This window comes from Synechococcus sp. RS9907 (genome assembly GCF_014279615.1).
GTDB lineage: Bacteria > Cyanobacteriota > Cyanobacteriia > PCC-6307 > Cyanobiaceae > Parasynechococcus.
Map to the genome: position 1 here is coordinate 1,818,626 of NZ_CP047944.1, position 24,946 is coordinate 1,843,571.

At 63.7% G+C, this 24,946-nt stretch carries 28 protein-coding genes; 12 read left to right on the plus strand and 16 right to left on the minus strand.

Going from position 1 to position 24,946, the window contains the following annotated elements; all coding sequences use genetic code 11:
- Positions 1-17: 17 nt before the first annotated feature.
- The 4 genes from SynRS9907_RS10120 to SynRS9907_RS10135 are packed head-to-tail and all read right to left on the minus strand — an operon-like array spanning position 18 to position 3,905.
- Complete coding sequence (locus SynRS9907_RS10120; RefSeq protein WP_188020914.1) at positions 18-1,049, minus strand: alpha/beta fold hydrolase; 1,032 nt, start codon at positions 1,047-1,049, stop codon at positions 18-20.
- Positions 1,049-2,470, minus strand: a complete 1,422-nt coding sequence (locus SynRS9907_RS10125) for an NAD(P)(+) transhydrogenase (Re/Si-specific) subunit beta (RefSeq protein WP_188020915.1) — start codon at positions 2,468-2,470, stop codon at positions 1,049-1,051. Before SynRS9907_RS10125 ends, SynRS9907_RS10120 begins: the two co-directional genes overlap by 1 nt.
- Positions 2,470-2,766, minus strand: a complete 297-nt coding sequence (locus SynRS9907_RS10130) for an NAD(P) transhydrogenase subunit alpha (protein ID WP_011364925.1) — start codon at positions 2,764-2,766, stop codon at positions 2,470-2,472. Before SynRS9907_RS10130 ends, SynRS9907_RS10125 begins: the two co-directional genes overlap by 1 nt.
- A complete protein-coding gene (locus SynRS9907_RS10135) occupies positions 2,766-3,905 on the minus strand; it encodes a Re/Si-specific NAD(P)(+) transhydrogenase subunit alpha (protein ID WP_244278586.1) in 1,140 nt (379 codons plus the stop codon). Before SynRS9907_RS10135 ends, SynRS9907_RS10130 begins: the two co-directional genes overlap by 1 nt.
- Before the next feature lie 124 nt (positions 3,906-4,029).
- Between SynRS9907_RS10135 and SynRS9907_RS10140 the strand changes: the two genes are divergently transcribed.
- Complete coding sequence (locus SynRS9907_RS10140) at positions 4,030-4,608, plus strand: EF-1 guanine nucleotide exchange domain-containing protein (protein WP_188020916.1); 579 nt, start codon at positions 4,030-4,032, stop codon at positions 4,606-4,608.
- 48 nt (positions 4,609-4,656) lie between these two features.
- Here the strand turns inward: SynRS9907_RS10140 and SynRS9907_RS10145 are convergent, their stop codons facing one another.
- Positions 4,657-4,890 (minus strand): hypothetical protein, encoded by a 234-nt coding sequence (locus SynRS9907_RS10145; RefSeq protein ID WP_186510690.1) that lies wholly within the window; start codon positions 4,888-4,890, stop codon positions 4,657-4,659.
- Positions 4,891-5,064: 174 nt separating this feature from the next.
- On the opposite strand from SynRS9907_RS10145, the gene SynRS9907_RS10150 reads away from it, so the two are divergent.
- The 3 genes from SynRS9907_RS10150 (at position 5,065) to trxB (ending at position 8,255) form a co-directional block, all read left to right on the plus strand.
- A complete protein-coding gene (locus SynRS9907_RS10150) occupies positions 5,065-6,420 on the plus strand; it encodes a DEAD/DEAH box helicase (RefSeq protein ID WP_370586637.1) in 1,356 nt (451 codons plus the stop codon).
- 96 nt (positions 6,421-6,516) lie between these two features.
- Positions 6,517-6,765: a hypothetical protein gene (locus tag SynRS9907_RS10155; protein WP_255445864.1), complete on the plus strand. Its 249-nt coding sequence runs from the start codon at positions 6,517-6,519 to the stop codon at positions 6,763-6,765.
- A gap of 107 nt (positions 6,766-6,872) precedes the next feature.
- The gene (gene trxB / locus SynRS9907_RS10160) at positions 6,873-8,255 is read left to right on the plus strand and encodes a thioredoxin-disulfide reductase (RefSeq protein WP_188020918.1); all 1,383 of its coding nucleotides are present in this window, start codon (positions 6,873-6,875) and stop codon (positions 8,253-8,255) included.
- A gap of 23 nt (positions 8,256-8,278) precedes the next feature.
- On the opposite strand, the gene infA is transcribed toward trxB, so the two are convergent.
- Positions 8,279-8,548, minus strand: a complete 270-nt coding sequence (gene infA, locus SynRS9907_RS10165; protein ID WP_006041809.1) for a translation initiation factor IF-1 — start codon at positions 8,546-8,548, stop codon at positions 8,279-8,281.
- A gap of 201 nt (positions 8,549-8,749) precedes the next feature.
- On the opposite strand from infA, the gene SynRS9907_RS10170 reads away from it, so the two are divergent.
- Complete coding sequence (locus tag SynRS9907_RS10170; RefSeq protein WP_255445865.1) at positions 8,750-9,412, plus strand: pseudouridine synthase; 663 nt, start codon at positions 8,750-8,752, stop codon at positions 9,410-9,412.
- On the opposite strand, the gene SynRS9907_RS10175 is transcribed toward SynRS9907_RS10170, so the two are convergent.
- The 5 genes from SynRS9907_RS10175 to SynRS9907_RS10195 are packed head-to-tail and all read right to left on the minus strand — an operon-like array spanning position 9,345 to position 12,720.
- Entirely contained in the window at positions 9,345-10,172 is an 828-nt protein-coding gene (locus SynRS9907_RS10175; RefSeq protein ID WP_188020920.1) for a methyltransferase domain-containing protein, read from the minus strand. The two genes, SynRS9907_RS10170 and SynRS9907_RS10175, sit on opposite strands and share 68 nt — an antisense overlap.
- Entirely contained in the window at positions 10,172-10,387 is a 216-nt protein-coding gene (locus tag SynRS9907_RS10180) for a hypothetical protein (RefSeq protein ID WP_186495858.1), read from the minus strand. Before SynRS9907_RS10180 ends, SynRS9907_RS10175 begins: the two co-directional genes overlap by 1 nt.
- A 53-nt stretch (positions 10,388-10,440) precedes the next feature.
- Entirely contained in the window at positions 10,441-11,403 is a 963-nt protein-coding gene (locus SynRS9907_RS10185) for an NAD(P)H-binding protein (protein ID WP_188020921.1), read from the minus strand.
- 56 nt (positions 11,404-11,459) lie between these two features.
- A complete protein-coding gene (gene petM, locus SynRS9907_RS10190; RefSeq protein ID WP_011364936.1) occupies positions 11,460-11,561 on the minus strand; it encodes a cytochrome b6-f complex subunit PetM in 102 nt (33 codons plus the stop codon).
- 28 nt (positions 11,562-11,589) lie between these two features.
- The gene (locus SynRS9907_RS10195; protein ID WP_188020922.1) at positions 11,590-12,720 is read right to left on the minus strand and encodes a N2,N2-dimethylguanosine tRNA methyltransferase; all 1,131 of its coding nucleotides are present in this window, start codon (positions 12,718-12,720) and stop codon (positions 11,590-11,592) included.
- 37 nt (positions 12,721-12,757) lie between these two features.
- On the opposite strand from SynRS9907_RS10195, the gene SynRS9907_RS10200 reads away from it, so the two are divergent.
- The gene (locus SynRS9907_RS10200) at positions 12,758-13,723 is read left to right on the plus strand and encodes an alpha/beta fold hydrolase (protein WP_188020923.1); all 966 of its coding nucleotides are present in this window, start codon (positions 12,758-12,760) and stop codon (positions 13,721-13,723) included.
- The gene (gene ilvN / locus SynRS9907_RS10205; RefSeq protein ID WP_011364939.1) at positions 13,695-14,225 is read left to right on the plus strand and encodes an acetolactate synthase small subunit; all 531 of its coding nucleotides are present in this window, start codon (positions 13,695-13,697) and stop codon (positions 14,223-14,225) included. Before SynRS9907_RS10200 ends, ilvN begins: the two co-directional genes overlap by 29 nt.
- A 1-nt stretch (position 14,226) precedes the next feature.
- On the opposite strand, the gene SynRS9907_RS10210 is transcribed toward ilvN, so the two are convergent.
- Positions 14,227-14,898: a peptidylprolyl isomerase gene (locus tag SynRS9907_RS10210; protein ID WP_188020924.1), complete on the minus strand. Its 672-nt coding sequence runs from the start codon at positions 14,896-14,898 to the stop codon at positions 14,227-14,229.
- A 4-nt stretch (positions 14,899-14,902) separates the two neighbouring features.
- On the minus strand, positions 14,903-15,439 hold the full coding sequence (locus SynRS9907_RS10215) for a photosystem I assembly protein Ycf4 (RefSeq protein ID WP_115009215.1): 537 nt from the start codon (positions 15,437-15,439) through the stop codon (positions 14,903-14,905).
- A gap of 188 nt (positions 15,440-15,627) precedes the next feature.
- Between SynRS9907_RS10215 and psbD the strand changes: the two genes are divergently transcribed.
- The 5 genes from psbD (at position 15,628) to cysK (ending at position 21,841) form a co-directional block, all read left to right on the plus strand.
- Positions 15,628-16,683: a photosystem II D2 protein (photosystem q(a) protein) gene (gene psbD / locus SynRS9907_RS10220; RefSeq protein ID WP_006851499.1), complete on the plus strand. Its 1,056-nt coding sequence runs from the start codon at positions 15,628-15,630 to the stop codon at positions 16,681-16,683.
- Complete coding sequence (psbC, locus tag SynRS9907_RS10225) at positions 16,667-18,055, plus strand: photosystem II reaction center protein CP43 (protein ID WP_011364942.1); 1,389 nt, start codon at positions 16,667-16,669, stop codon at positions 18,053-18,055. The genes psbD and psbC overlap by 17 nt, the downstream gene beginning before the upstream one ends.
- A 109-nt stretch (positions 18,056-18,164) precedes the next feature.
- Entirely contained in the window at positions 18,165-19,307 is a 1,143-nt protein-coding gene (locus SynRS9907_RS10230; RefSeq protein WP_188020925.1) for a PLP-dependent aspartate aminotransferase family protein, read from the plus strand.
- Entirely contained in the window at positions 19,304-20,800 is a 1,497-nt protein-coding gene (locus SynRS9907_RS10235; RefSeq protein ID WP_188020926.1) for a PLP-dependent transferase, read from the plus strand. The genes SynRS9907_RS10230 and SynRS9907_RS10235 overlap by 4 nt, the downstream gene beginning before the upstream one ends.
- A 54-nt stretch (positions 20,801-20,854) precedes the next feature.
- Entirely contained in the window at positions 20,855-21,841 is a 987-nt protein-coding gene (gene cysK, locus SynRS9907_RS10240) for a cysteine synthase A (protein ID WP_188020927.1), read from the plus strand.
- A 75-nt stretch (positions 21,842-21,916) separates the two neighbouring features.
- Here cysK and queA read toward each other — a convergent pair whose 3' ends face one another.
- Genes queA through SynRS9907_RS10255 form a run of 3 tightly spaced genes read right to left on the minus strand, consistent with a single transcriptional unit; the run spans position 21,917 to position 24,855 of the window.
- The gene (gene queA, locus SynRS9907_RS10245) at positions 21,917-23,017 is read right to left on the minus strand and encodes a tRNA preQ1(34) S-adenosylmethionine ribosyltransferase-isomerase QueA (RefSeq protein WP_188020928.1); all 1,101 of its coding nucleotides are present in this window, start codon (positions 23,015-23,017) and stop codon (positions 21,917-21,919) included.
- A gap of 12 nt (positions 23,018-23,029) precedes the next feature.
- Positions 23,030-24,355: a dihydrolipoamide acetyltransferase family protein gene (locus SynRS9907_RS10250; protein WP_188020929.1), complete on the minus strand. Its 1,326-nt coding sequence runs from the start codon at positions 24,353-24,355 to the stop codon at positions 23,030-23,032.
- Between the two features lie 56 nt (positions 24,356-24,411).
- The gene (locus tag SynRS9907_RS10255) at positions 24,412-24,855 is read right to left on the minus strand and encodes a YlqD family protein (RefSeq protein WP_188020930.1); all 444 of its coding nucleotides are present in this window, start codon (positions 24,853-24,855) and stop codon (positions 24,412-24,414) included.
- Positions 24,856-24,946: the final 91 nt, after the last annotated feature.

Here is a 24,946-nt window from a genome sequence, read left to right on the forward strand (position 1 = left end):
CATGTGGGGATCACGGCTTAAGCAGCAACAACGTCCCTGAGCCAGGCCGCCGCCAGCTGGTCGCCCCAGCATCCGTCGCGGCCATGGAAGCCGTTGTGCCCTCCCCGTGGCGTGAACAAGGTGCTAATCGCAGCCTCCGGAGGCAGCGCCTCTGCGAGATCCATTGCAGAGGAAGCAGGAACCCAGGGATCATCCAGGGCCTGCAGCAGCAAGGTGGGCGGCATCGCGTTGCAGGCGGGCACCAGATGCTGCAGGGGTGAGGCCTCGCGGTAGTAGGCCTCCACATCCGCAAACCCCCAGCGGGGAGCCGTCACGGCACTGTCGAACTCACGAATCGAACGAGGGGGCGTCGCCTGCAGCTGGGCTTCCTCGTCGACGCTCACCCCAAAGGGATCTGCCAGGGTCTGACGCACCAACCGCTTGAGCAGCCAGCGTTGGTAAACCCGATTGCGCGGTCGCTCGATCGAGGCGCTGCAGGCCGCCAGATCCAGGGGACTGCTGGCACAGAAGAGGCCATCAAGCACACCGGGGGAAGCCAGAGCGGCATTGAGCAGCATCGTGCCGCCCAGGGAGATGCCTGCCCCCAGCAGTGGGCGACCCGCCGCCAAGCTTCGGGCCCGCGCAATCACCGGCAGCAGATCGCTGTTGCAGCGTGCTGCATAGGTGCCACCCGCAAGGTGGCGGCCTGGATCAGCACCGCGCAGGTTGAGGCGCAGCACTGCAAAACCGGCGGCCTGGAGCGCCACACCCATCCGCCTCAGGCCCTCCCGGGAACTGGATCCACCCAGCCCATGGAGCAGCAAAACCAAGCCCTTGGGGTCCCCTTCCGGCTGATCGAGCAGGGCCAGCAACGACCCGGCAGCCGCCGCTCCACTGGGCAGGGCTGGCACGGGAATTTCAATCGGAACCCCTTGATCGTGGGGGAGATCCACCTCGCGCAGGGTGTCGCGCAGGGTTTGCAGGTCGCCGCCGATCCACGGCCAGCGCTGCTCAAACGACGGAACCCCCAGCCGCTCTCGCAGCTGGGGGTTATCCACGCCGCGGCCCATCACTTCTTGCCCAGGCCCAGATCCTTGAGTTCCACCAGGAGGTCGCCGAGCACCTTCTTGGCATCGCCGAACAGCATCGAGGTGTTGGCCAGCTCGAACAGATCGTTCTTGATGCCGGAGTAGCCAGCGCTCATGCCCCGTTTCACCACGAACACCGTGCGGGCGTCCTGCACATCCAGAACGGGCATGCCGTAGAGCGGCGAATTGGGGTCGTTCTTGGCCTGGGGATTGACCACATCATTGGCCCCCAGCACCAACACCACGTCGGTGGCGGGGAACTCGGGATTGATCTGATCCATCTCCTGCAGCTGCTCGTAGGGCACATCGGCCTCAGCCAGGAGCACGTTCATGTGACCCGGCATACGACCGGCAACCGGGTGAATGGCATAGGCCACATCGATACCAGCGCTCTCCAGCACCCGAGTCACTTCCCTGAGCGTGTGTTGCGCCTGAGCCACGGCCAAGCCATAGCCCGGAACAATCACCACCCGTTCAGCGGCCTCAAGGGTGAGAGCGCACTCCTCAACACTGCAGCTGGTGATGTTGATGTATTCACCGCCGCCACCGCCTGCAGCGGTCGTGGCACCCAGGGCGCCACCGAACAGCACAGACACCAGGGATCGGTTCATGCCGTTGCACATCACCTGGGTGAGGATCAGGCCAGCAGCACCAACCATGGCGCCGGCCACGATCAGCAACTGACTGCCCACCACGAAACCGGCAGCAGCGGCAGCCACACCGGAATAGCTGTTCAGCAGGGAGATCACCACGGGCATGTCGGCGCCGCCGATCGGCAGCGTCACCCCGATTCCCAGCAGGCCGGAGGCCACCACCAGCAGCCAGAGGCCCGTGCTCGAATCAGCGTTGCGCAGCATCTCAACGGCACCCACAAGGGATGCCACCGCCAGCGCAATGTTCACGGCGTGGCGCGCCTTGCTCTGCATCCAGGCCGGCGTGGACAGCCAACCCTGCAGCTTGGCCATGGCCACGATCGAGCCGGTGAAGGTGATCGCACCCACGAACACGGAGACAACGATCGACACCACGGCCACAGGGCCTGCCGCATCGAGGGCCGCCGGGTAAAGCGCAGCAGCCAGAGCCACCAGCAGTGACGACATGCCACCGCAGCCGTTGAAGAGGGCGACCGTCTCCGGCATCGAGGTCATCGGCACCCGCTGGGCGGTGATGGCGCCGAGCACACCACCCACCAACGTTCCGGCGATGATCCAGGTCCAGGCGGCGATGCTGATGCCGCTGGTGCCGAGGTAGTTGATCAGCAGACCCAGCACCGCAAGGCCCATGGCCACAGCGGCCAGCTGGTTGGCGCCCCTGGCGGAACGCACCTTGGAGAGACCTTTGATGCCGAGGGCCAGCAGCAGAACCGCAGCCAGCTCGATCGCGTATTTGAGTAGGTCAGACATCAGCGGTTCTCCTTGCGAGCAGGCTTGCGGCTGAACATGGCCAGCATGCGATCGGTCACGAGGAAGCCCCCGATCACGTTGAACAGGGCAAAGCCCAGCGAGACGGAACCGAGCAGCAACAGTACGGTGTTGTCGCCGGCTTTGATGATGGCGGTGAGTGCTGCCAACACGGTGATGCCCGAGATGGCATTGGCACCACTCATCAAGGGAGTGTGCAGGGTGGGGGGAACCTTGCCGATCAGCTCCAGCCCAAGCAGGCTGCCAAGCAGGAGAACCCAGAGGAATTCAACAAACATCAGTTGGCACCTGGGGTAAGGACATCGCCACGACGGATGGTGCCGTCCTGGGCGATCAGACAGCCGGCGATCAGTTCATCCTCGGGATCAAGGCTGAGGACGCCGTCCTTCAAGGTGGGCTCCAGCAGAGCCACGAGGTTGCGGGCGTAGAGCGCACTGGCGTGATTGGGAACGCTGCAGGGCAGGTCGTTACCACCGATCAGCTTCACACCCTTGCGATCCACGGTCTTGCCAGGAACGGTGTCGGCACAGTTGCCGCCCTGGGCCACGGCCAGATCCACCACCACCGCGCCGGGGCGCATCCGATCGAGCATGTCTTCGCTGATCAAACGCGGAGCGCGGCGGCCGGGCACCTGGGCTGTGCAGATGGCCACGTCGGCCTCCGCCAGCTGATCCGACAGCTGCTGACGCTGGGCCGCCAGGAAGGCATCGGAGGCCTGTTTGGCATAGCCACCGGATTCCGAAGGCTTGTCCTCCATTTCGGGAGGCTCAATGAAACGGGCGCCGAGGGATTCCACCTGCTCCTTCACCGCAGGTCTGATGTCACTGACGTACACGACAGCACCCAGACGTCGCGCCGTGGCCACGGCCTGAAGGCCCGCCACACCGGCTCCAAGAATCACCACCTTGGCCGGCTGAACGGTGCCCGCCGCCGTCATCAGCATCGGGAAATAACGGTCCAGCGCGGCGGAGGCCAGCAGCACCGACTTGTAGCCCGCGATGTTGGCCTGGGAGGAGAGCGCATCGGCGGACTGCGCCCGGCTGATCCGGGGCAACAGCTCGAGCGCCATGGCTGAAAGGCCGCTGCGCTTCAGGGCGGCCGTCAGCTCTTCGTTGGCGTAGGGGGAAAGAAGACCGACCACCAGCGCTCCCTGGCGCAAGCGGGCCAGGGTGGCTGCGCTCGGCGATTGAACACAGAGGAGAACGTCGGCCTGACCCCAGGCCGACGTGTCTCCTTTCTCAATGAGATCTGCGCCCTGCTCGGCGTAGGCCTCATCGAGGTATCCGGAGGGAGTACCGGCTCCGCATTCGACTGCGACGCTGCAGCCCAACGAGACGAATTTTTTGACCGTGTCCGGCGTTGCCGCGACCCGGGTTTCTCCCGGTGTCGACTCCACCGGTATCAGAAGTCTGGGCAAGGCGAACACAACCACCGACCCAAGCGAGGTTACGAGGTCGCCTTCTCGCGATCAGGAACCTTCCTGAAGAAAGGCCCTCAGTTCTGTCGCTCTTGCTACGTGAAGTGCACCCTCTGTGCTCCCCATGGGTCTCAGCGCAATCGAGTGTCCGGACGGCCTCTGCCACAGCCACCACGGTGGCCATGCCGTTGAACGAGAAACCATGCAGTCCACCCTCCAGTTGCACGGCAAAGACTGGTGTGAACGGCTGGCGGAGCGGATTTATGAAATCTCCGTCGACACCTTTTCGCAAAGCGTGATGCCGAGCCTGCACACGGCCGGCTGGCAGCGACGCCATCTCGACTGGGAGTTCAAGCTCAACGACGGCGAGAGCGAACCCGATCGCACCCTGGTGGACGGGATGATCAACGCCACGGAAAGCTTCCTGCGCAGCAGCGAGGTGCACCGCCTGTTCATCCAGGAACTCGTGCAGGGCACCTTCGCGGAGGCCGACAACGACGACCTGCGCATTCAGGCGGTGCGCACCTTGGTGGAGACCGAGATCGTGGCGATGCTTGAGGAGCACAAAGAGGAGCTGCTGGATCGGCTCGCTCAGCAGCTGCTGGACACCGCCAAGGGGGATTTCACGGCAGCTCGTTCCGCCTCGGAGGAGGCCTTGAAGGAAGTGGAGCACCTGGTGGTCAACCACGCCGAAGCGCTCTGAAGCAGGCGCTCTCAAGCAAGCGCTGATGATCCAAGACGTGCTGCCGGATCAGACGATCGGCAGCACTTCCTGTTCGAGGCCGGCGGCCCCGTTCACCTCTCCGCGGCGGTGCAGGACGCGGGCCCGAAGAATCAACGGATCGATGTCGCATTCAAGTTGCCAGCAGCCATCGAGCCGGTCGCGCTGCTGATCGAGGGGGCTGCTGAAGAAACGACGTTGGGCCATGGCGATGGGCGGGACCCGATCCCGATGGAGCTGATGGCCGGACGGTAGAGATGCCACGGCGCAAAGGAATGGTTAAAAAGACTCATCTTCCCGGGAGGTGATATCTCAGCCGTCAGCTTCAACCTCCCGGCCAGGCAGACCACGAACGAAGCCCAAGCCGGCCAAGGGCAACCAAGACCAGTTCAACCGAGACACGTTCAACCAAGGCAGTGGCAGCAACAGCTGATCCAGCTGCTGCGGCGCAGGCTCGAGCTTGAGGGCAGCAGCCGCGACCTGCTGGTGTTTGCAGGCCCCGGAGCAGGCAAAACCCTCGGGGCGCTGCTGGGATTCCGTGCCATGCGCGATCAGGGCCGGCTGGACCATTTCCTGGTCTTCTGCCACCGGACCTCAATCCTCAATCAGTGGAAATCCGCCGCGGCGCGTCTTGGCTTGCGGCTGGAGGAGTGGCCCTGCCCGCCGGAGCAAAGCCAGGACGCTGATGGCTTGTTGGTGACCTATCAGGGGGCCGGTCGCCAGCGCGAGGCTCTGGGGGAACGGCTCAAGCAATGGAGCCTGAGCGCCTGCATGGCGATCGCCGATGAGGCCCATCATCTCGGCGTTGATCCCGACGAACCGGATGCCACCGCCTGGGGGCAGACCTTTCTGGAGCTGACCGGCAGCGTGCGGCTGCGCCTGGGGCTCACCGGCACCCCCTTTCGTGCCGACAACCTGGCGTTCTGCGCCGCCCGGCGCATGCGGGTGCGGCTTGATGACAGCGGTTGGGTTGAGCAGATCCGACCGGATCTCTGCGTTGAACCCAGGGACTTGATCGCCGCAGGGGATGTGCGGCCCCTGGAGTTCCGTTTTCAGGACGGCTGGGTGGAACACAGCCGCGAAGGACACCCGGACCGCGACGTTTCCCCCCTCTCGGCGGAGCAACGGGAAAGCTGGCGCGCGCGAAACCTGCGTCGCGCCATTCGCCTGGCCGACAGCAGCAGCATTGGCCAGCAGGTGCTGCTGCGCGCCCAGCAGAAGCTGAACCAGTTGCGTGAGCGACAACCGCAGGCTGCTGGTCTTGTCATCGCCCGCGACATCAGCCACGCCGAAGCCATCAGCCGGGTGTTGATGGACGACGGCAACCGGGTGGAATTGATCCATTCCCAGAGCCCACAAGCAACGGAGCGCTTGAACGCCTTCCAAAGCGGTGAAGCCGATTGGCTGGTGAGCATCGACATGTGCGCGGAAGGCTTTGATGCGCCACGTCTGCGGGTGGTGGCCTACCTGACCACCGTGGTGACCCGCAGCCGGTTTGTGCAGGGCATCACCCGGGCTGTGCGAATGACTCCTGAACTGGCCGCCCGTGAAGCCATCCCCAGGGAAGCCTCCTACGTGTTTGCTCCAGCAGACCCACTGCTGATGGAGTACGCCCGCTCATGGTCGGTGGCTGAGCCCTACGTGCTGCGGCCTCAGGAGCAGGAGGCCGAAGACGAGCAGCCGGGGGTTGGCGCCTGGCGCGGACCGAGCCTTCCCCTGGAAGCGGTGGAGGACGGAGCCGGCGCTGTGATCCGGCTGAAAACGCCCGAATTACCCGCTTTTTTGCAGCGCTGAGCACAGCATTGGCCAGAGGAAAATGCGAATTTGTGCAAATGGGTGGCTGAAAGGGACCCCCGATCCGCCAACCTGATCAACATCAAGGAGACAGTCATGGACGCCGCAATGGAACGCCGGATCGTCGTTGCAACGGGCTGGGCATCCACGCGCATCGCAGTCCTGGACAAGGAAGAGCGCTATGAAGACAGTTATGCGATAACGCAAGAATTCTGCGAATGGATCACATGCATCGGCGAAAACGTGGAGATGCTTGAGGCCAATGTTTTGGCAGCTCCGCGCAACCCGAGCAAACGGCGTCCGATTCACGACCCCAGCGCCAACGACTCACAAGTTGAAATCTAAAGTTTTTCTTAAATTCTTCTAAATCTCATTCATTCATTTCCAAGCCTTTGCTCACGTCGGCTTCCAGCAGGGCTTTAGATTTAACTCATAGTCAGTTCGCTTAAGCGGTGGGTCAAGCCGGTACGGATCACATCGAAAACCTGGTCATCGTTGGGTCAGGGCCAGCCGGGTACACAGCCGCCATCTACGCAGCACGGGCCAACCTTCAACCGCTGCTGATCACTGGGTTCCAACGCGGTGGCATCCCCGGTGGCCAGCTGATGACCACCACCCATGTGGAGAATTTTCCGGGCTTCCCTGATGGTGTGCTCGGGCCCGACCTGATGGACCTGATGAAGTCCCAGGCGGTGCGTTGGGGCACCCACCTGCTGGAAGCAGATGCCGACAGCATTGATCTGAGCTCCAAGCCCTACCGCATTGAGGTCGAGGGGCAGACCATCCGCACCCACGCCCTGGTGATCGCCACCGGCGCCAGTGCCAACCGCCTCCAACTTCCCTCAGAGCAAACCTTCTGGAGCAAAGGCATCAGCGCCTGCGCGATCTGTGACGGCGCCACACCGCAGTTCCGCAATGAGGAACTCGCCGTGGTGGGCGGCGGCGACTCCGCCTGCGAGGAGGCGGTGTACCTCACCAAGTACGGAAGCCATGTGCATCTGGTGGTGCGCTCCGACAAGCTCCGCGCCAGTGCCGCGATGGCTGATCGGGTGTTGGCCAACGACGCGATCACGGTGCACTGGAACAGCGAAATCGAGGACGTGAGCGGGGACGACTGGATGCAGTCGATGACCCTGCGCAATCGCATCGAGGCCAGTTCATCCACCATCGCCGTTAAGGGGCTCTTCTATGCCATCGGCCACACCCCCAACACCGATCTGCTTCAGGGGCAAATCGATCTGGACGACAAGGGTTACCTGACAACGCAACCCGGACGACCGGAAACGTCCATGGAAGGCGTTTTCGCGGCCGGCGATGTGGCCGATGCCGAATGGCGACAGGGCATCACCGCAGCTGGCAGCGGCTGCAAGGCGGCCTTGGCAGCGGAGCGCTGGCTGAGTCACCACAACCTGGCCACCCGGGTGCAGCGTGAGCAGCTGGAGCCGGCGGTGGCCGAACGCCCGGTGAATGTGGATGTCACCACGGAAGCCACCTACGACCCCCAAGGGCTTTGGCAGAAAGGGAGCTTTGCCCTGCGCAAGCTTTATCACGACAGCGCCAAGCCGCTGCTGGTGATTTACACCTCACCGAGTTGTGGACCTTGCCACGTGCTGAAACCCCAGTTGCAGCGGGTGATTGAAGAACTTGATGGATCCGCCCAAGCCGTTGTCATCGACATCGAAGCCGATCAGGAGATCGCTGAACAGGCCGGAGTGAACGGCACACCCACGGTGCAACTGTTCCACAACAAGGCCATGGTGAAGCAGTGGCGCGGCGTGAAGCAGCGAAGTGAATTCAAAGCTGCGATTGAAGCTTGCCTTCAGGCTGCTGCCTGAGGGCGACAGCCCTCAGGCAGCCCTCAGCGGCGGCGCGGTCCGCCGGGGCGGTTGCCGCCGGGACGACCGCCGGGAGCACCGGCATTGCGCTCGCGGTAGGTGATGCGGCCGCGGGTGAGGTCGTAGGGGCTGATCTCCACCAGCACCTTGTCACCAGCGAGCAATTTGATCCGGAACTTGGTGAGCTTTCCAGCGGCTCTGCAGAGGCATTGGTGGCCAGCAGGCTGCTCGAGGGTGACCAGATAGAACCCGTTGCCCTGTTCCTTCTCGATCACGCCCGAGGTTTCGATCATGCGCTGGTGGCCAGTTCTGTCTTGCTACAGCCAGTTTAGAAGGCCACTTGCACCCCGCAGAGACAACACAGCCCTTAGGCTCCAACGCCGACACACATCCCCCTGCCGTGATTCTCCCCCCGTTGAGCCTGGATCTCGGCCTGCTGTTGATCTCCATTGGCGTGGTCAACCTGTGGAGGATGCGCGAAAACGCAAGCTGACTTGACGACGCTGCTGCTGAACAAGCCCTACGGGGTTTTGAGTCAATTCACGCCGGAGGAAGGAAGCCGCTGGCGTTGCCTGAGCGACTTTGTTGATGTGCCCCAGGTGTATGCCGCGGGCCGGCTCGATGCCGACAGCGAGGGGCTGCTGATCCTCACCAGCAACGGCCGTCTCCAACAGCGCCTCACCGACCCTCGCTTTGGCCATTGGCGCAGCTACTGGGCACAGGTGGAAGGAACTCCCAACACCACTCAACTGCAACAGCTCTGCGATGGGGTTGTGGTCCAGGGGCGCCGGACCTTGCCGGCGAAGGCGCGCTGGCTTCAGGGCCAAGACCAACCGACGTTGCCCGAGCGAACACCTCCGATTCGTTTTCGCGCTGCTATTCCCACCAGTTGGTTGGAGCTGTCCCTCACCGAGGGGCGCAACCGGCAGGTGCGCCGGATGACGGCGGCTGTTGGCCTGCCGACGTTGCGTCTGGTGCGCTGCTGCATCGATCTGATGGACAACGGTCCCCCGCTGGACCTAACGGACCTTCAACCCGGCAGTTGGCGAGTGGTGACTGCAGCTGAACAGGAACGGCTCAACCGGCTGATCAGCAGCAGCTCAAGGGCTGGTGCTCAGCGGGGAGGACATCGGCGGGGAGGGCACCGACGAGGGTGACCGCCCGGAATTCAATGCCCTCCACCACACGCCAGGGCTGCTCACTGCGATCGGCGTAGCGAACCTGCTCAAAGCCAAGAGCTTCGAAGGCCTCCAGGAAGGCCTGCTCCTGCCATGCGCCGCTGATGCAGCCACTCCAGAGATCAGGGTCCTGCTGCAAACACAGGGGCACCACCTGATCGCAAACAATGTCGCTGATGGCAACGCGACCACCGGGGGCCAGGACCCGGCGAATGTTGGCCAGGAGCCTGTCGCGTGCTGATGGGTTCACAAGGTTGAGCACACAGTTGCTCAGCACCACATCGATCGAAGCGTCTGCGATCAGGGGTTCACCTGTGGCCGTGGGGGCATCCAGGGCTTCGATGGCCCCATCAACAAAACGGACGTTGTCGAAGCCGAGGGCTGAAGCAACAACCGGGATCGCTTGACGCGACAAGGCCAGCATGTCGGCGTTGCGGTCCACACCGGTCACGCGACCGGATGCACCGACAATTTGGCTGCAGATGAAGGCGTTTTTTCCGCTGCCGCTGCCCAGGTCCAGCACGCGGTCCGCTTGCTTCACCCAGCGGGTGGGGTCACCACAGCCGTAATCCCGTTCAACGACTGCATCAGGAATCACCTTGAGCAGGGCAGGGTCGAAGCCGACCGGGGTGCAAAGGCAGGCTTCCTGTTCTTGGGCCGCAGCCCCATAGCGGGCTTCCACCGCCTGGGTTTGATCCAGCGACTGGGGCACTGGGGACGAACAACACGGTTCCGCCATCAACCGATCGACTCCTGCAGCTCACGCACCACATTCCACTGGCCGTACCAGTAGTTGGCCTCAGCCCGTCGATCGGGGTCCTCCACGCCATCCACCGCATCGGGGCCCACCGACTTCCACAACTCATGGCCACAGACGCGGTTGAGGCCTTGTTCCGCCTCATCCGACAACAACTGCAGACGCCGCTGCAGATTTTTGAGCTGAGCGACAGCCATCAGAACAGGAGCAATTGAAGCGATAGTACAAAAGAACCAAGAGGGATCAAGGTTCAGAAAGGCAGCTTTTTCTTCGCGTCCTTGTCGAGATCGGCTTCCATCTCGCGAAGGCGCTTCAGGATCGTGTCGTAGTACTCACCGATGTAGCCCTCCATGTCCGTGGTCTCCGAGGCATCAAGACCGAAGGCGGCGTAGCTGTTCTGCATGGGGGCATCCAGGGTCTGACCGCTGCCGGTGACCTCAGCAAAAGCCAAGCGCTCCGCCACGTTGACGGCAGGCTCGAAGAAGGACGCCACCCCCTGCATCAGGCTCATCAGGACGGGCTGCACACGAAACACGCGGGCTGTCTTGCCGCTGCAGCGTTCACAGAGCTGCACCAGTTCGCCGGTGTTCCAGGCCTTGGGGCCAACAACGGGGTAGGTGCCACGCACGGTTTCCTCCCGCTCGAGCGCCGCAACGGCGAAGCGGGCCATGTCCTGGGTGTTCATGTAGGCGATGGCCGTGGGGCTGCCACTGACCCACACCGTCTGGCTCTCCAGAACGGGAATGGCGAACTGACTGATCACCCCCTGCATGAAGGCGGCACCCTGCAGGATCGTGTAGTCGAAATCAGACGACTCCAGCAGCTTCTCCGTGCAGGCCTTGATGTCCATCAAGGGAACCTGGCGGTGCTGATGCGCGCCCAGCAGCGAGAGAAAGACAAAACGCTTCACCTCTGCGCGCTCACAGGCACGGAGCAGATTGAGTTTTCCGTCCCAATCCGTTTCGTAGATGCTGCGGGGGTCGTTGGGGCGACTGGTGGATGCATCGATTACGGCATCCATGCCCTCGAGGGCGTAATCGAGGCTGTCGGACTCCAACAGGTCACCCCGGGTCAGCTCACAGCCCCATTCCTGCAAAAAAGCAGCCTTGCGGGGGGTCCGCACCATGCAACGCACCTGGTGACCGGCATCAAGGGCACGACGGGCGATCTGTCGTCCCAGGGTGCCGGTGCCACCCACCACAAGCACTTGCATCGGCGCCTTCCTCACGAAGGGTGGAGCTTAATGGCCCTAGTACCAAAGCGACTGCTTCAGTCGTCGCCTTGCAGTTTCAGCAGTAGAGCACCACCAGCGAGGCCGACGGGAATCAAGACCCAGAAGATCGCAGCAGTTCCAAAAATCTCAGCAGCCATGGTCTGGGCAAAGCGATCACTCGCCCATTTAAATCCCTTCCCCCCGCAGGCTGGCGCAGATCTGTAACAGCTGCGGTAATTCCGCATCTGTTCGCACCTGGCCCGGCATGACGCCACTGGCACTGGCGCGATAACCCGCCGCCTGAAGCGCCTGCACCAATGGCCCCAGAGCTGGTGGTCCGCCGATGCCCAGCCGTCGAACCAGCTCATCAGTGGGCCAGACCGTGGGGCGATCACCGGGATCCGCCTGCAGGCGCTGCATCAATCGAAGGGTGGCGGGGCTGATCTGCTGACGCCCCAGCTGTTGAGCCTCGGCAATCAGCTGCTGCAACAACTGCGGCTCCTGCAAGGGACCGATCCACAGTGGGCCGCTGATGCTCCAGCGCCCCTGCCCAGCCACGCAATCACAGGCGGGCCAGCCGCTGAGCTTGAGCAGGGGCTGCACCCGCTGGGCTCCGCAGCGTTCACAACGGGCCACCAGCCCCAGCTTCTGTTCATCGCCCGCGGGGATCTGACGCCGCAGGCGCAGGGCAAGGCGAAAGGTGCGGCCTTCACTGAAGCTAAACAGCGGCTGCAGTCCGCGGCCCAGCATCCAGGCCTGCCGCGCCACCAGCCCGATCTGCTGCCGCAATGCCATTTCCCAGCTGGAGGGATGGGCGCGAGCGGCAGCCCCGAGGCTGCGGATGGCGCCCGGCCGGTCGTGGCCGGTGGGGGAGCGACCATCCGTGGAGGCCAGGAACAACAGGCCGTCGAAGCGCAGAGCCTGAAGGGCCGGCTGAATCAGAGGCCCAGGAGCACCAAAGGCATCAAGGTCGATGAAATCGAACCAGTGGCGCTCAACAATCGAGCGGTGCAGCAGCAGGTCTGCAGCCTCAGCCGTGAGCCGGTTTGAACACCCGAGTCCCGCCGCATTGGCCTGGATCAGCGGCAGCCGGTCGGGATCCCCATCGTTGACCCAGAGCTCCGTTTCAACGGCCGGGTTGGCCAGCGCCTCCAACCCCCAGCGCAGGGCCCTAATCCCGCAACCGGCCATGAGATCCAGCCAGCGCAGGGGCCGCGTGGCGTTGAGGCTCTGGTGACGGGCCAGCAACACCGAAAGGTCCCGGGCCGGACGCGACTCAGGCCTGAAAAAGCCTGGGCCAAGGCTGAGCTGAGCCAAACCTTCGCGATAGTGATGATCGGTTGAGGTCAGAAGGGTGCCGCCTGCTGCTGTCCAGACTGCCGAGTGGGGGGCCCAGAGCACCTGGCAGTGGAGAGGCTGGCCCTGCCACTGGCGGGTCAGCGGCCCTGAAGGGGGCCCTGCCCTGCTGCTGTTGCACGGGTTCGGCGCCGCCAGCGGACACTGGCGCCACTGCGCGCCGCGCCTGGCTGACCAGGGCTGGAGGGTCTACAGCCTGGACCTGCTGGGTTTCGGCCAATCCGCCCAGCCGGCGCGGCCGATGGACAACCGGCTCTGGGCCCTGCAGGTATGCGCCTTCCTCGATCAGGTGGTGCAAGAGCCAGCAGTGGTGATCGGCAATTCCCTGGGGGGTCTGACCGCACTCACCGCGGCGGTGCTGGCGCCGAAACGGGTGCGGGCGGTGGTCGCCGCGCCCCTACCGGACCCTGCCCTGATTCAACCGTTGCCGAAACGACGGGCGCCCTGGCGGCGGCGTTGGCAGCGGCGCCTGCTCGCCCTGGTGCTGCACGTGCTCCCGCTTGAACTTGTGGTGCCCTTGATCGCGCGCACGGGCCTGCTCAAAGCCGGACTTCAGGGGGCCTACTGGCAGTCGATCCAATCCGACCCGGAGCTGCTGCAGCTGATCGCCCGTCCTGCCCGGCGCCCGACAGCGGCCCGGGCCCTGCGGGGCATGAGCCTGGGCATGGCCATCCGTCCCCGAGGCGCCACCGCCCCAGCCCTGCTCGAGCAACTGCGGGCGCCCATGCTGCTGATCTGGGGCCGTCAGGATCGGTTTGTGCCCCTGGCCATTGGGGAATCCGTGGCCGCCAGCCACCCAGAACTCGCGCTGAGGGTGCTCGATCGCTGCGGCCACTGCCCCCATGACGAAGCGCCTGATCGCTTCCTGGCTGTGTTGTTGCCCTGGCTGGACCGTAACTTGGGAGGACCAGACCGGCAGGGGACGACCAGCGGCGATGAAACACACCCTTTCGGTGGTGGTTGAAGACGAATCCGGCGCACTCAGCCGGATCGCAGGACTCTTCGCCCGACGCGGCTTCAACATCGACAGCCTGGCTGTCGGCCCAGCGGAGGCCGAAGGGCAATCGCGCCTGACGATGGTTGTTGAGGGCGACGACCAGACGCTCCAGCAGATGACCAAACAACTGGACAAGCTGGTGAATGTGCTTCAGGTGCTCGACCTGACCCAACGCCCGGCCGTGGAGCGGGAGCTGATGCTGCTCAAAGTTTCAGCACCGGCAGCATCCCGGGGCGCCGTGATCGAACTCGTTCAGGTGTTCAGGGCCAAGGTTGTGGACGTGGCCGATGAAGCCCTGACCCTGGAAGTGGTGGGGGATCCCGGAAAGCTGGTGGCCCTTGAACGGTTGATGGCTCCCTTCGGCATTCTCGAGATCGCCCGGACCGGGAAGGTGGCCCTGGAGCGGGCCTCAGGCGTGAACACCGAAATGCTCAAGGTGTCTCCCAGCCAAAGCCGGGTGCCGGCCTGAGTTACTGCGTGATCACAGTCTTGGTGATGCGATCTCCTTGCTGGATCGCATCCACCACCTCCATGCCATCCACCACACGGCCGAAGACGGCATAACGACCGTCGAGTTCCGGCAAGGGACGCAAGGCCACATAGAACTGGGCGCTGGCGGAGTCAGGAGCCTGGGAGCGGGCCATGGCCACCGCTCCGCGCTCATGGGTCAACTCCAGGCCATCAAGTTCTGCCGGATTGGTGCTGACCCTGCTGTAGCGGGGCTGCGGCTCGGATCGGAACTTGATCTCAAGCGGGATCATCCGCGCCTGGCCGCTGTCGGGATCCACAAAACTGCCGGTACCGAGCTGCCCCAGGGGAACCGATCGATCACTGGATTGCGGATCGCCCCCCTGAACCACAAAGGGAACGGGCTCGCGAACAACGCGGTGGAACATGGTGCCGTCGTAGGTGCCGCGCCGCACCAGATCGATGAAATTGCCGGAGGTGAGAGGAGCGGCATCGCCGTTCACTTCAATCGTGAACTCGCCCTGGCTCGTCTGCATTGTGACGGTGGCCAGGCCCTGCAGGCAGGCCGCCTGAGCATCGGCACAACCGGTCACCACCGAAGCGCGCGGGGAAGGGCTGCAACTCACCAACAACGGGATGAGCAGCAACAGCGTCCAGGAACGAAGACGACGCATCGGATCAAAGACCCTCAAGGTTGACGCCCAGGAAGCGGGCCAGTTCAGCACCGTCCTTCTCCAACTGCGCCAGAGGAAGCGGTTCACCAACGCGGGTGAGCGGCATGTCACGGCGTCCCTGGATTCTCAGGGCGACGCGGCGGCGAGCATTAAAGCCATCGCGCACCTCCACCTTCACCGCCTTGACATCTTTGAGCGGGATTTCCACCAGAACGGGTTTGCGGAAACCACGACGGCTGATGGTCACCACGCCGGCATCTTTATCGAAGCGATTGCTGCCGCCGCCAACGTTCACGGCGATCACGTACCAGAGGTACGTGGCCAGCAACGCCGCAGCCAGGCTGTACAAACCCATCACCAGTCCCTGGGGCACGAACACCAGCGCAGCGGGGTGTCCGAGGGGGAGCAGGTCGCGACCGAGGTAGCTCGAGAGCGAAGCCAGAAGGAAGCCCACGCCCCCAATCGTGACGGCCGAGGCCACCAGAAAATTCGAGAGACGACGGGAGCCGAGCACGGGTTGCTCGAGCACTGCTGCGGACATGACCCAGCCAGAACGAAGCGCCATTGTGACCGCAGAAAGGCCCCGACGACGAAATAGGAAAAAATCCCTAAGAAACAGAGCGATACAGGGCGTTTCAGCTCGCGCAAATCAGCCCCGCAGGTCGCGTGAAGATTGTTAAGGTCGCGGCGTATCCCACAGCCTGCGGCTTTACGCACCGTTCACCTCTCATGACGATCGCTGTAGGACGCGCGCCACAGCGGGGATGGTTTGACGTCCTCGATGACTGGCTCAAGCGCGACCGCTTCGTTTTTGTCGGCTGGTCCGGCATCCTTCTTCTCCCAACGGCCTACCTGGCCATCGGTGGCTGGCTGACAGGCACCACCTTTGTCACCTCCTGGTACACCCACGGCATTGCCTCCTCGTACCTGGAAGGTTGCAACTTCCTGACCGCTGCTGTGTCCACCCCCGCTGATGCGATGGGTCACAGCCTGCTGCTGCTCTGGGGTCCTGAAGCCCAGGGTGACTTCGTTCGCTGGTGTCAGCTCGGCGGCCTCTGGGCCTTCGTGGCCCTGCACGGCGCCTTCGCACTGATTGGCTTCATGCTCCGTCAGTTCGAGATCGCTCGTCTGGTCGGCATCCGCCCCTACAACGCCATCGCCTTCTCCGGTCCGATCGCGGTGTTCGTCAGCGTCTTCCTGATGTACCCCCTCGGCCAGAGCAGCTGGTTCTTCGCGCCCTCCTTCGGTGTGGCTGCGATCTTCCGCTTCCTTCTCTTCCTCCAGGGCTTCCACAACTGGACCCTGAACCCCTTCCACATGATGGGCGTCGCCGGCATCCTCGGCGGTGCACTGCTCTGCGCCATTCACGGCGCCACCGTGGAAAACACCCTGTTTGAGGACGGTGAACAGGCCAACACCTTCAAGGCGTTCGAGCCCACTCAGGAAGAAGAGACCTATTCCATGGTCACCGCCAACCGCTTCTGGAGTCAGATCTTCGGTATCGCCTTCTCCAACAAGCGCTGGCTGCACTTCTTCATGCTGTTCGTGCCTGTGATGGGCCTGTGGACCAGCTCCATCGGCATCATCGGCCTGGCCCTCAACCTGCGCGCCTATGACTTCGTGTCACAGGAAATCCGCGCTGCAGAAGATCCCGAATTCGAGACCTTCTACACCAAGAACATCCTTCTGAATGAAGGTCTGCGTGCCTGGATGGCACCGGCTGACCAGCCGCACGAAAACTTCGTCTTCCCTGAAGAGGTTCTGCCCCGTGGTAACGCTCTCTAATCCCGGTCTTGGCGCCACTGGCGGCAAAGACCTTCCCTCCACCGGGTATGCCTGGTGGTCCGGCAACGCCCGTCTGATCAACCTGTCCGGCCGTCTGCTTGGTGCCCACGTGGCCCACGCTGGTCTGATGGTGTTCTGGGCCGGCGCGATGATGCTGTTCGAGGTGAGCCACTTCACCTTCGACAAGCCCATGTACGAGCAGGGCTTCATCTGCATGCCCCACGTCGCCACCCTTGGCTACGGCGTGGGCCCCGGCGGTGAGGTCACTGATCTCTTCCCCTTCTTCGTGGTCGGTGTCCTTCACCTGATCAGCTCCGCCGTGCTCGGCCTCGGCGGCCTTTATCACGCCCTGCGTGGTCCTGAGATCCTGGAGAACTATTCCTCCTTCTTCTCCCAGGACTGGCGTGACAAGAACCAGATGACCAACATCATTGGTTATCACCTCATCCTTCTGGGCGTCGGCTGCCTGCTGCTGGTCTTCAAGGCCATGTTCTTCGGCGGCGTCTACGACACCTGGGCCCCCGGCGGCGGTGACGTCCGCATGATCACCAACCCGACCCTCGATCCGGGCGTGATCTTCGGCTACCTGTTCCGCGCTCCTTTCGGTGGCGAGGGCTGGATCATCGGTGTGAACTCCATGGAGGACATCATCGGTGGCCACATCTGGCTGGGTCTGACCCTGATCTTCGGTGGCATCTGGCACGCCATCACCAAGCCCTTCGGCTGGGTGCGTCGCGCCTTCATCTGGAACGGTGAGGCCTACCTGAGCTACAGCCTTGGCGCTCTGAGCTTCATGAGCTTCATCGCTTCGGCCTACATCTGGTTCAACAACACCGCTTATCCCTCCGAGTTCTGGGGCCCCACCAACGCTGAGGCATCCCAGGCTCAGAGCTTCACCTTCCTGGTGCGTGACCAGCGCCTCGGCGCCAATATCGGTTCCGCCATGGGCCCCACCGGCCTTGGTAAGTACCTGATGCGCTCACCCACCGGTGAAATCATCTTCGGCGGTGAAACCATGCGCTTCTGGGACTTCCGTGGTCCCTGGCTGGAGCCCCTGCGTGGCCCCAACGGTCTCAGCCTCGACAAGCTGCAGAACGACATTCAGCCCTGGCAAGTGCGCCGAGCGGCTGAGTACATGACCCACGCTCCCAACGCCTCGATCAACTCCGTTGGCGGCATCATCACCGAGCCCAACTCGGTGAACTACGTGAACCTCCGCCAGTGGCTGGGTGCAACGCAATTCGTGCTTGCCTTCTTCTTCCTGGTTGGTCACCTCTGGCACGCCGGCCGCGCTCGCGCTGCTGCTGCTGGCTTCGAGAAAGGCATCGACCGCAAAGCTGAGCCTGTGCTCGGCATGCCCGACCTCGACTGATCCACCGGTTCAACCCAAACGATCGTCATCAACCCTCGCCGTACGGCGGGGGTTTTTTATTGGTATGGGAGAGGCGATTTCTTAGCCTGTCCGAATCGATGGATCGTCCGTGAACACAGGCCTGAACACCCGGGTGATCCACCACGGCGACAGCTTTGCGGGAGACACCGGCACGGTGATGCCGCCGATCTTCCCCACCAGCACCTTTGCCCATGGCAACGCCGGCGGATTTGATTACACCCGTTCCGGCAACCCCAACTTCCGCATCCTTGATGGGGTGCTCGCTTCGGTTGAAGGTTGCGCCCACGCCACCGTGTTCGCCTCCGGCGTCAGCGCCATCACCGCCGTGGTCTCCCAGCTGAAGCAGGGCGATCTGGTGCTCTGCGAAGAGAACCTCTACGGCTGCACCGTGCGGCTATTCGAGCAGGTGTTCGCCAAGTTCGGCCTGAAAACCGCGTGGGTGGACTTCACCCAACCAGCCGCACTCGAGCAGATCCAAGCCCAGAAGCCGGCGATGGTGTGGCTGGAGAGCCCGACCAACCCTCTGCTCAAGGTGATCGACCTGCAGGCGGTCTGCGCCATCACCCAACCCCTCGGCATCCCCGTGGTGGTGGACAACACCTTCGCCACCGCCCTGGTGCAGCGCCCCCTGGAGCTTGGCGCCACCCTCTCACTCACCAGCACGACCAAGTACATCAACGGCCACTCCGATGCCCTCGGGGGAGCCGTGTGCACCAACGATCCTGAGTGGCACCAAAAAATGGTGTTCTCCCAGAAGGCCCTGGGCCTGCAGCCCTCCCCCTTTGATTGCTGGCTGATCACGCGGGGCATCAAGACCCTGCCGCTGCGGCTCAAGCAGCAGATGGCCAATGCCGCGGCCCTGGCCGATCAACTGGCGGGGCACGCGAAGGTGAACTGGGTGCGTTACCCCCACCGCAGCGATCACCCGCAGCATCAGGTGGCAACCCGTCAGATGCGTGCCGGTGGCGCCATCATGACGGTGAGCTTCAACGCCAGCCAGAAGCAGACCTATGCCCTCTGCAAACAGCTGCGCTGGTTCACCATGGCCGAAAGCCTGGGCGGCATCGAAAGCCTGATCTGCCACCCCGCCACCATGACCCACGCCGCGGTGTCGGCTGAGGTGAAGGCCAAACTGGGCATCGACGATGGCCTGGTGCGCTTCTCCGTGGGCTGCGAAGACCTCGCCGATCTGCATGCCGATCTGGACCAGGCCCTGGAGCTGCTGGCGTGAGTCCCCGCAATCTGCTTGTCGATCCGGCCTGGCAGGGCTCTGATCTCGGCCATCCCCTGCCCGACTCCCCCCATGCGGTGTCTGTGGCGCTGCCGCGCTGGTGCGATGTGATCGCCTACGAGGAGAAGGATCCGGCCTGCCGCGATGCCCTGCAGACGATCTATCCCCGCTTCGGCCTGCATCCGCTGATCCGACAACTGGTTCAGCCTTCGGAGCTTGCAGGCAGCACGGTCTGGCCTTACCCCACCGAAGCGGCAGCCCAGGCAGCCCTGGCCCACTGCCAACGCAAGGCACCGAAGAGCCGCTCGGAGCTGATCGCCATTGCTGGGGTGACCTGCCTGCGCAGTGATGCAGCGGCGAGCCCCCATGCCAAAGCGTTCTGGCAGCACACCGGCCTGGGCCTCTCCTCCCGCCAGGCCGCCATCGCCCTGGGCAAAGAGACATCCCCCAGCAGGACATCCGGCGACGCGGCCCGCGAGCTGATTCGAAAGCGCTTGGCTGGCATCCATGGCGTCGACCCCCAACAGATCAGCCTGCATCCAGCGGGAATGGCCGGCCTGCATGCGGCCCTCTGCGCCATCCAGACGCTGCGGCCGGGGAAGCCCACGCTGCAGCTGGGCTTCCCCTATGTGGATGTGCTGAAGCAGCCGCAGGTGGTGTTTCACGGCGGTGAGCTCCTGCAACCGCAGAGCCTCACCGAGGTGGAAGCGGTCCTGGATCAGCTCCAGCCGGCGGCCGTGATTGTGGAGCTGCCCAGCAATCCGCTGCTGCGCTGCATGGATCTGCCGGGCGTGTCGGCCCTGGCCCGCAGCCGCGGCATTCCAGTGATTGCCGATGACACGATCGGCACCGGCATCAACCTCAATGCCCTGCCCTACGCCGATCTGATCTTCACCTCACTCACCAAGAGCTTCGCCGGCCGCGGTGATGTGATGGCGGGCAGTGTGCTGGTGAGCCCGCAGTCGCCCTGGGCGGCCTCCCTGCTGGCGGCGGTTCCAGAGGTTGCCCCGCTCAGCGATGCCGATGCCATCGCCCTGGAGATCGCCAGCCGGGATGTGCTCCAGCGGGTGCCGCAACTCGATGCGAACGCCCTGCTTCTGGCGGAACGGCTCGAAGCCCATCCAGCCGTGCAGCGGGTGCTGCATCCAAAGAGCTGCCCCAACTTCCGCGCCTTGATGCGCAGCGGAGCTGGCCACGGCTGCCTGCTCTCGTTTGAACTGAAGGGAGGCCAAGAGCACTCCAAACGGGTTTACGACGCGCTTCGGATCAGCAAAGGCCCCAGCCTTGGAACCGATTTCAGCCTGGTGTGCCCTTACACCCAGCTGGCCCACTACGACGAACTGAGCTGGGCGGAGCAATGCGGTGTGCCGGCTGATCTGCTCCGGGTGTCCGTTGGTCTGGAAGACCCCGAGGCACTGTGGATGCGATTTGAGCAAGCGTTTGCTGACGAAGAGTCCGGTGAGACTCTGAAAAAGCCCTTAACAACCGGGTGAGGAGAGGCTTTTGATCATTAGTTTGTTTTCTTCGGGCCCCTCTACAGCAGCTCCATGTCCCGCATTTACGACGACAACAGCCAGGCCATCGGCAACACCCCGCTGGTCAAGCTGAACAACGTCACCAAAAACTGCAAGGCCACTGTGCTGGCCAAGGTTGAGGGGCGCAACCCCGCTTACAGCGTCAAGTGCCGGATCGGCGCCAACATGATCTGGGACGCAGAAAAGAGCGGAAAGCTCACCAAGGGCAAGGTGATTGTTGAGCCCACATCCGGCAACACCGGCATCGCTCTGGCCTTCACCGCCGCGGCCCGCGGTTACAAGCTGATCCTGACGATGCCCGAGTCGATGTCGATCGAGCGGCGTCGGGTCATGGCCGTGCTCGGGGCTGAGCTGATCCTCACCGAGGCCGCCAAAGGCATGCCCGGTGCGATCGCCAAGGCCAAGGAAATCGCTGAAAGCGATCCGGCCAAGTACTTCATGCCCGGCCAGTTCGACAATCCCGCCAACCCCGAAATCCACTTCAAGACCACCGGTCCTGAAATCTGGAACGACTGCGATGGAGCCATTGACGTGCTCGTGGCCGGCGTCGGCACCGGTGGCACCATCACCGGCGTCTCCCGTTACATCAAGAATGAAGCGGGCAAGGCGATCGAATCCGTGGCCGTTGAACCGACCAACAGCCCGGTGATCACCCAGACCATGAACGGTGAGGCGGTCAAACCCGGTCCCCACAAAATCCAGGGCATCGGTGCCGGCTTCATCCCCAAAAACCTCGACCTCTCCGTGGTCGACAAGGTGGAGCAGGTGACCAACGAGGAGTCCGTTGCCATGGCCCTGCGCCTGGCCCAGGAGGAAGGACTGTTGGTGGGCATCTCCTGCGGTGCCGCCGCTGCAGCGGCCATTCGTCTGGCCGAAAAAGATGAGTACGCCGGCAAAACCATCGTGGTGGTGCTGCCCGACCTGGCCGAGCGTTACCTCTCCTCGGTGATGTTCGCTGAAGTGCCGACCGGCATCATCGAGCAACCGGTGGCTGTCTGAGCTGGCTCCACCAGAAGCCTTGGCCCCGTCACTGACGGGGCTTTTTTTATGGCCTCACGGTGAACCCTTAAGACCTCAGCGTGCCGGTGGGCGGGCCTGGGGCTGCACCGCCGCTGCATCAATCCACATGGCATCGCCGTAGGAGAAGAAGCGGTAGCTCCTCTCAATCGCTTCGGCGTAGAGCTTCAAGAGGGTTTCCCGGCCGATCAGGGCACTCACCAACAGCAGCAGAGAGCTTTTGGGCAGATGGAAGTTGGTGAGCAGGGCTTGAATCACCTTGAACTGGTAGCCCGGCTGAATCACCAGATCCACAGGCCCGGTGTAGGGCTTGAGAACACCGCCGTGGGCTTGAGCAGCCCCCTCCAGGGCACGAACACTTGTGGTGCCCACCGCAATCACCCGGCCTCGACAAGCCTGCACCGCCTCCACCACAGCAGGGCTGACATCAACCCATTCACTGTGCAACTCCAGGGCGGTGAGGTCTTCCGTTTCAACGGGGCGAAAGGTGCCGAGGCCCACATGCAGGGTGATCCGGGCCAGATCCACCCCTTTCTGCTGCAAGCCCTCCAGCAGTTCATCACTGAAGTGCAACCCCGCCGTTGGGGCCGCCACCGCACCAGGGCGATCGGCGTAACGGGTCTGATAACGCTGGCTGTCGCTGGGGTCGTGCCGTTCGATGTAGGGCGGTAGAGGCACCTCGCCCACGTCATTGAGCAAACCCTCAATGGTTTCGGCATCCCTGCAATCACTGGGGAACTGCACCACCCGTCCACCACTGGCGGGGTCTTCTGCAAGCACCGTCAGGCTGATCGAAGTGCCATCAATCGTGAGGCTGTCGCCGGGCCGCATGCGCTTGGCAGGACGGGCCAGACACAGCCAGCGGCCCTCCCCCCGCGGCTCCAGCACCAGCAACTCAGACAGCCCACCCCCAGAACGCCGCACCGCCAGACGGGCTTTCAACACCCGGGTGTCGTTCACCACCAGCAGGTCACCAGGCTGCAGCTGCTCGAGCAGATCCCACACCTGGCCGTGAGCGGCATCCGTTGAGGGCTCCCCCTCAGGGGGAACCATCAACAAGCGAGCGCTATGGCGGGGCTCGACCGGTGCCTGAGCGATGCGCTCAGGCGGCAGCGGGTAGTCGTAGCTGCTGAGTTGCAGGTCCCTGGGGTCAGGCACGCGGGCGACCGATCAGAGCGCCAGGCTTTCTGGACGGTTCTCGATCAGATCGGCAAGATCCTTCAGGAATGCGGCGCCATCGGCGCCATAAATCACCCGGTGGTCCGCCGTCAGGTTCACCTGCATCTGACGCTTGACGGCGATGGATCCGTCCTTGTTCGCCACCACCGTGGGGCGTGATGCGGCGACGGCGAGAATGGCCCCGGTGCCTGGGGGAAGGATCGCGTCAAAGCGATCAACACCGAACATGCCGAGGTTGGAGAGGGTGAAGGTGCCGGTGGAATACTCCTCCGGCTGCAGCTGCTTGCTGCGGGAGCGCTTGACCAGATCACCCCACTGACGCGACATCTCATACAGATCGGTGCGATCGGCATTGCGCAGCACCGGCGTGATCAAGCCACCGTCTTCCATGGCCACGGCGACAGCCACGTTCACATCGGCCGGGTAGGCCATCCCAGCGGCGGTGGTGGCGGCATTCACCTGGGGGTGACGCGCCAGGGTGACGGCCACAGCCTTGGCCAGCAGCGCCGTCATCGTGACGCCCTTGGGCTTCACCTGTTTGTAGAAGGCATCCAGCTTGTCGGTGGTGATGGTGTAACCAACGCGGAAGCAGGGAACCGCCAGGCTCGCCTCCATGTTTTTGTTCACCGCACCCTGGAGGGTGTTGAAGGCCACGGTCTCGCCGGGCCGACCAAAGCTGTTGCCCGCCGGTGCTGCTGGGGCCGCTGCTGCTGCAGCGCCAGCCGCGGAAGCAGCGGGGGCCGTTCCTTCCGCCACCCGGGGCACGGAGATGGGCTGACCGGAGGCTTGCTCCACGTCTTCCGCCTGAATCCGGCCATGGGGGCCGCTGCCGCGCACGGTGGCCAAATCCACACCCATCTGGGAGGCCAGCTTCTTGGCCCGGGGGCTGGCCACGATGCGACCGTCGTTCACCACCGGTGCCGAGGGAGCAGGAGCGGCGACAGGGGTTGGAGCCGGAGCCGGTGTGGGTGCGGGAACCTGGACCGCGGCTGGTGTGGGAGCCGGAGCTGGGGCCGGGGCAGGCGCCGCAGCAGGAGCGCTGGGGGCCTTGGCCTGCGCGTCAGCAATCTCAGCTTCAGTTTCGACAATCAGACCGATGGTTTCGCCCACCGGTGCCGTGCTGCCAGCAGGCATCAGGACCGCAGCGAGGTAGCCGTCCTGGAACGACTCAACGTCCATGTCCGCTTTATCGGACTCAACAACAAGGACCGACTCGCCCCGAGCCACCTTGTCTCCGGGCTGTTTCAGCCACTCTACGATCTTCCCCTCCGTCATGGTGGAGCTGAGGGCAGGCATGAAGATGTCTGTGGTCGCCAAAACCGTCTCCGGGAGGGCAGATCAGGGGAGTTTACGAGTCAGCAGAGGCCAGCCGATCAGGCTTCCTCAATCGACTGCACAACGCCATCCTTCACAACGATGGCCACCTGCATCTTCTGCACCAGGTTGTCGCCGACCTTCAGCTCACAGCTGCTCTCCAGCTGACCCTGCTCAACGATCTGGTCCATCTCCAGCTCACGCACCTGGGCCTGCTGCTGGAGCAGGTTGCGCTTCTGCTCCTCCAGCTCGGCGCGCTTGGCCGCCACCTGCTGTTGGATCTGCGCCACCTGATCCTGCACGCGGGGATCAAGGGGGTTGGCGCTCTGACGACGCACCTGGTCCACCACGTCCTGGCCTTCCTGTTCCAGCTGAGCCAGCTGTTGGTCAGCGGTGGCAATGCCATTGCTGAGCTCGCGCTCTGCTTCTTCTTTCCAGGTGGGCGTCACGACGGCGCGGACGGTGATCGGACGCTTGATCGTCAGGAAGGTGCCGTCGGACATGGGTTCTTGGGAGACGGCCAAAGCGTGTCAGCCCTTTCACGTGGGGTCAATCACCGGACAACCGACCACCCCCCAAGCCTCGTCAGGCGCG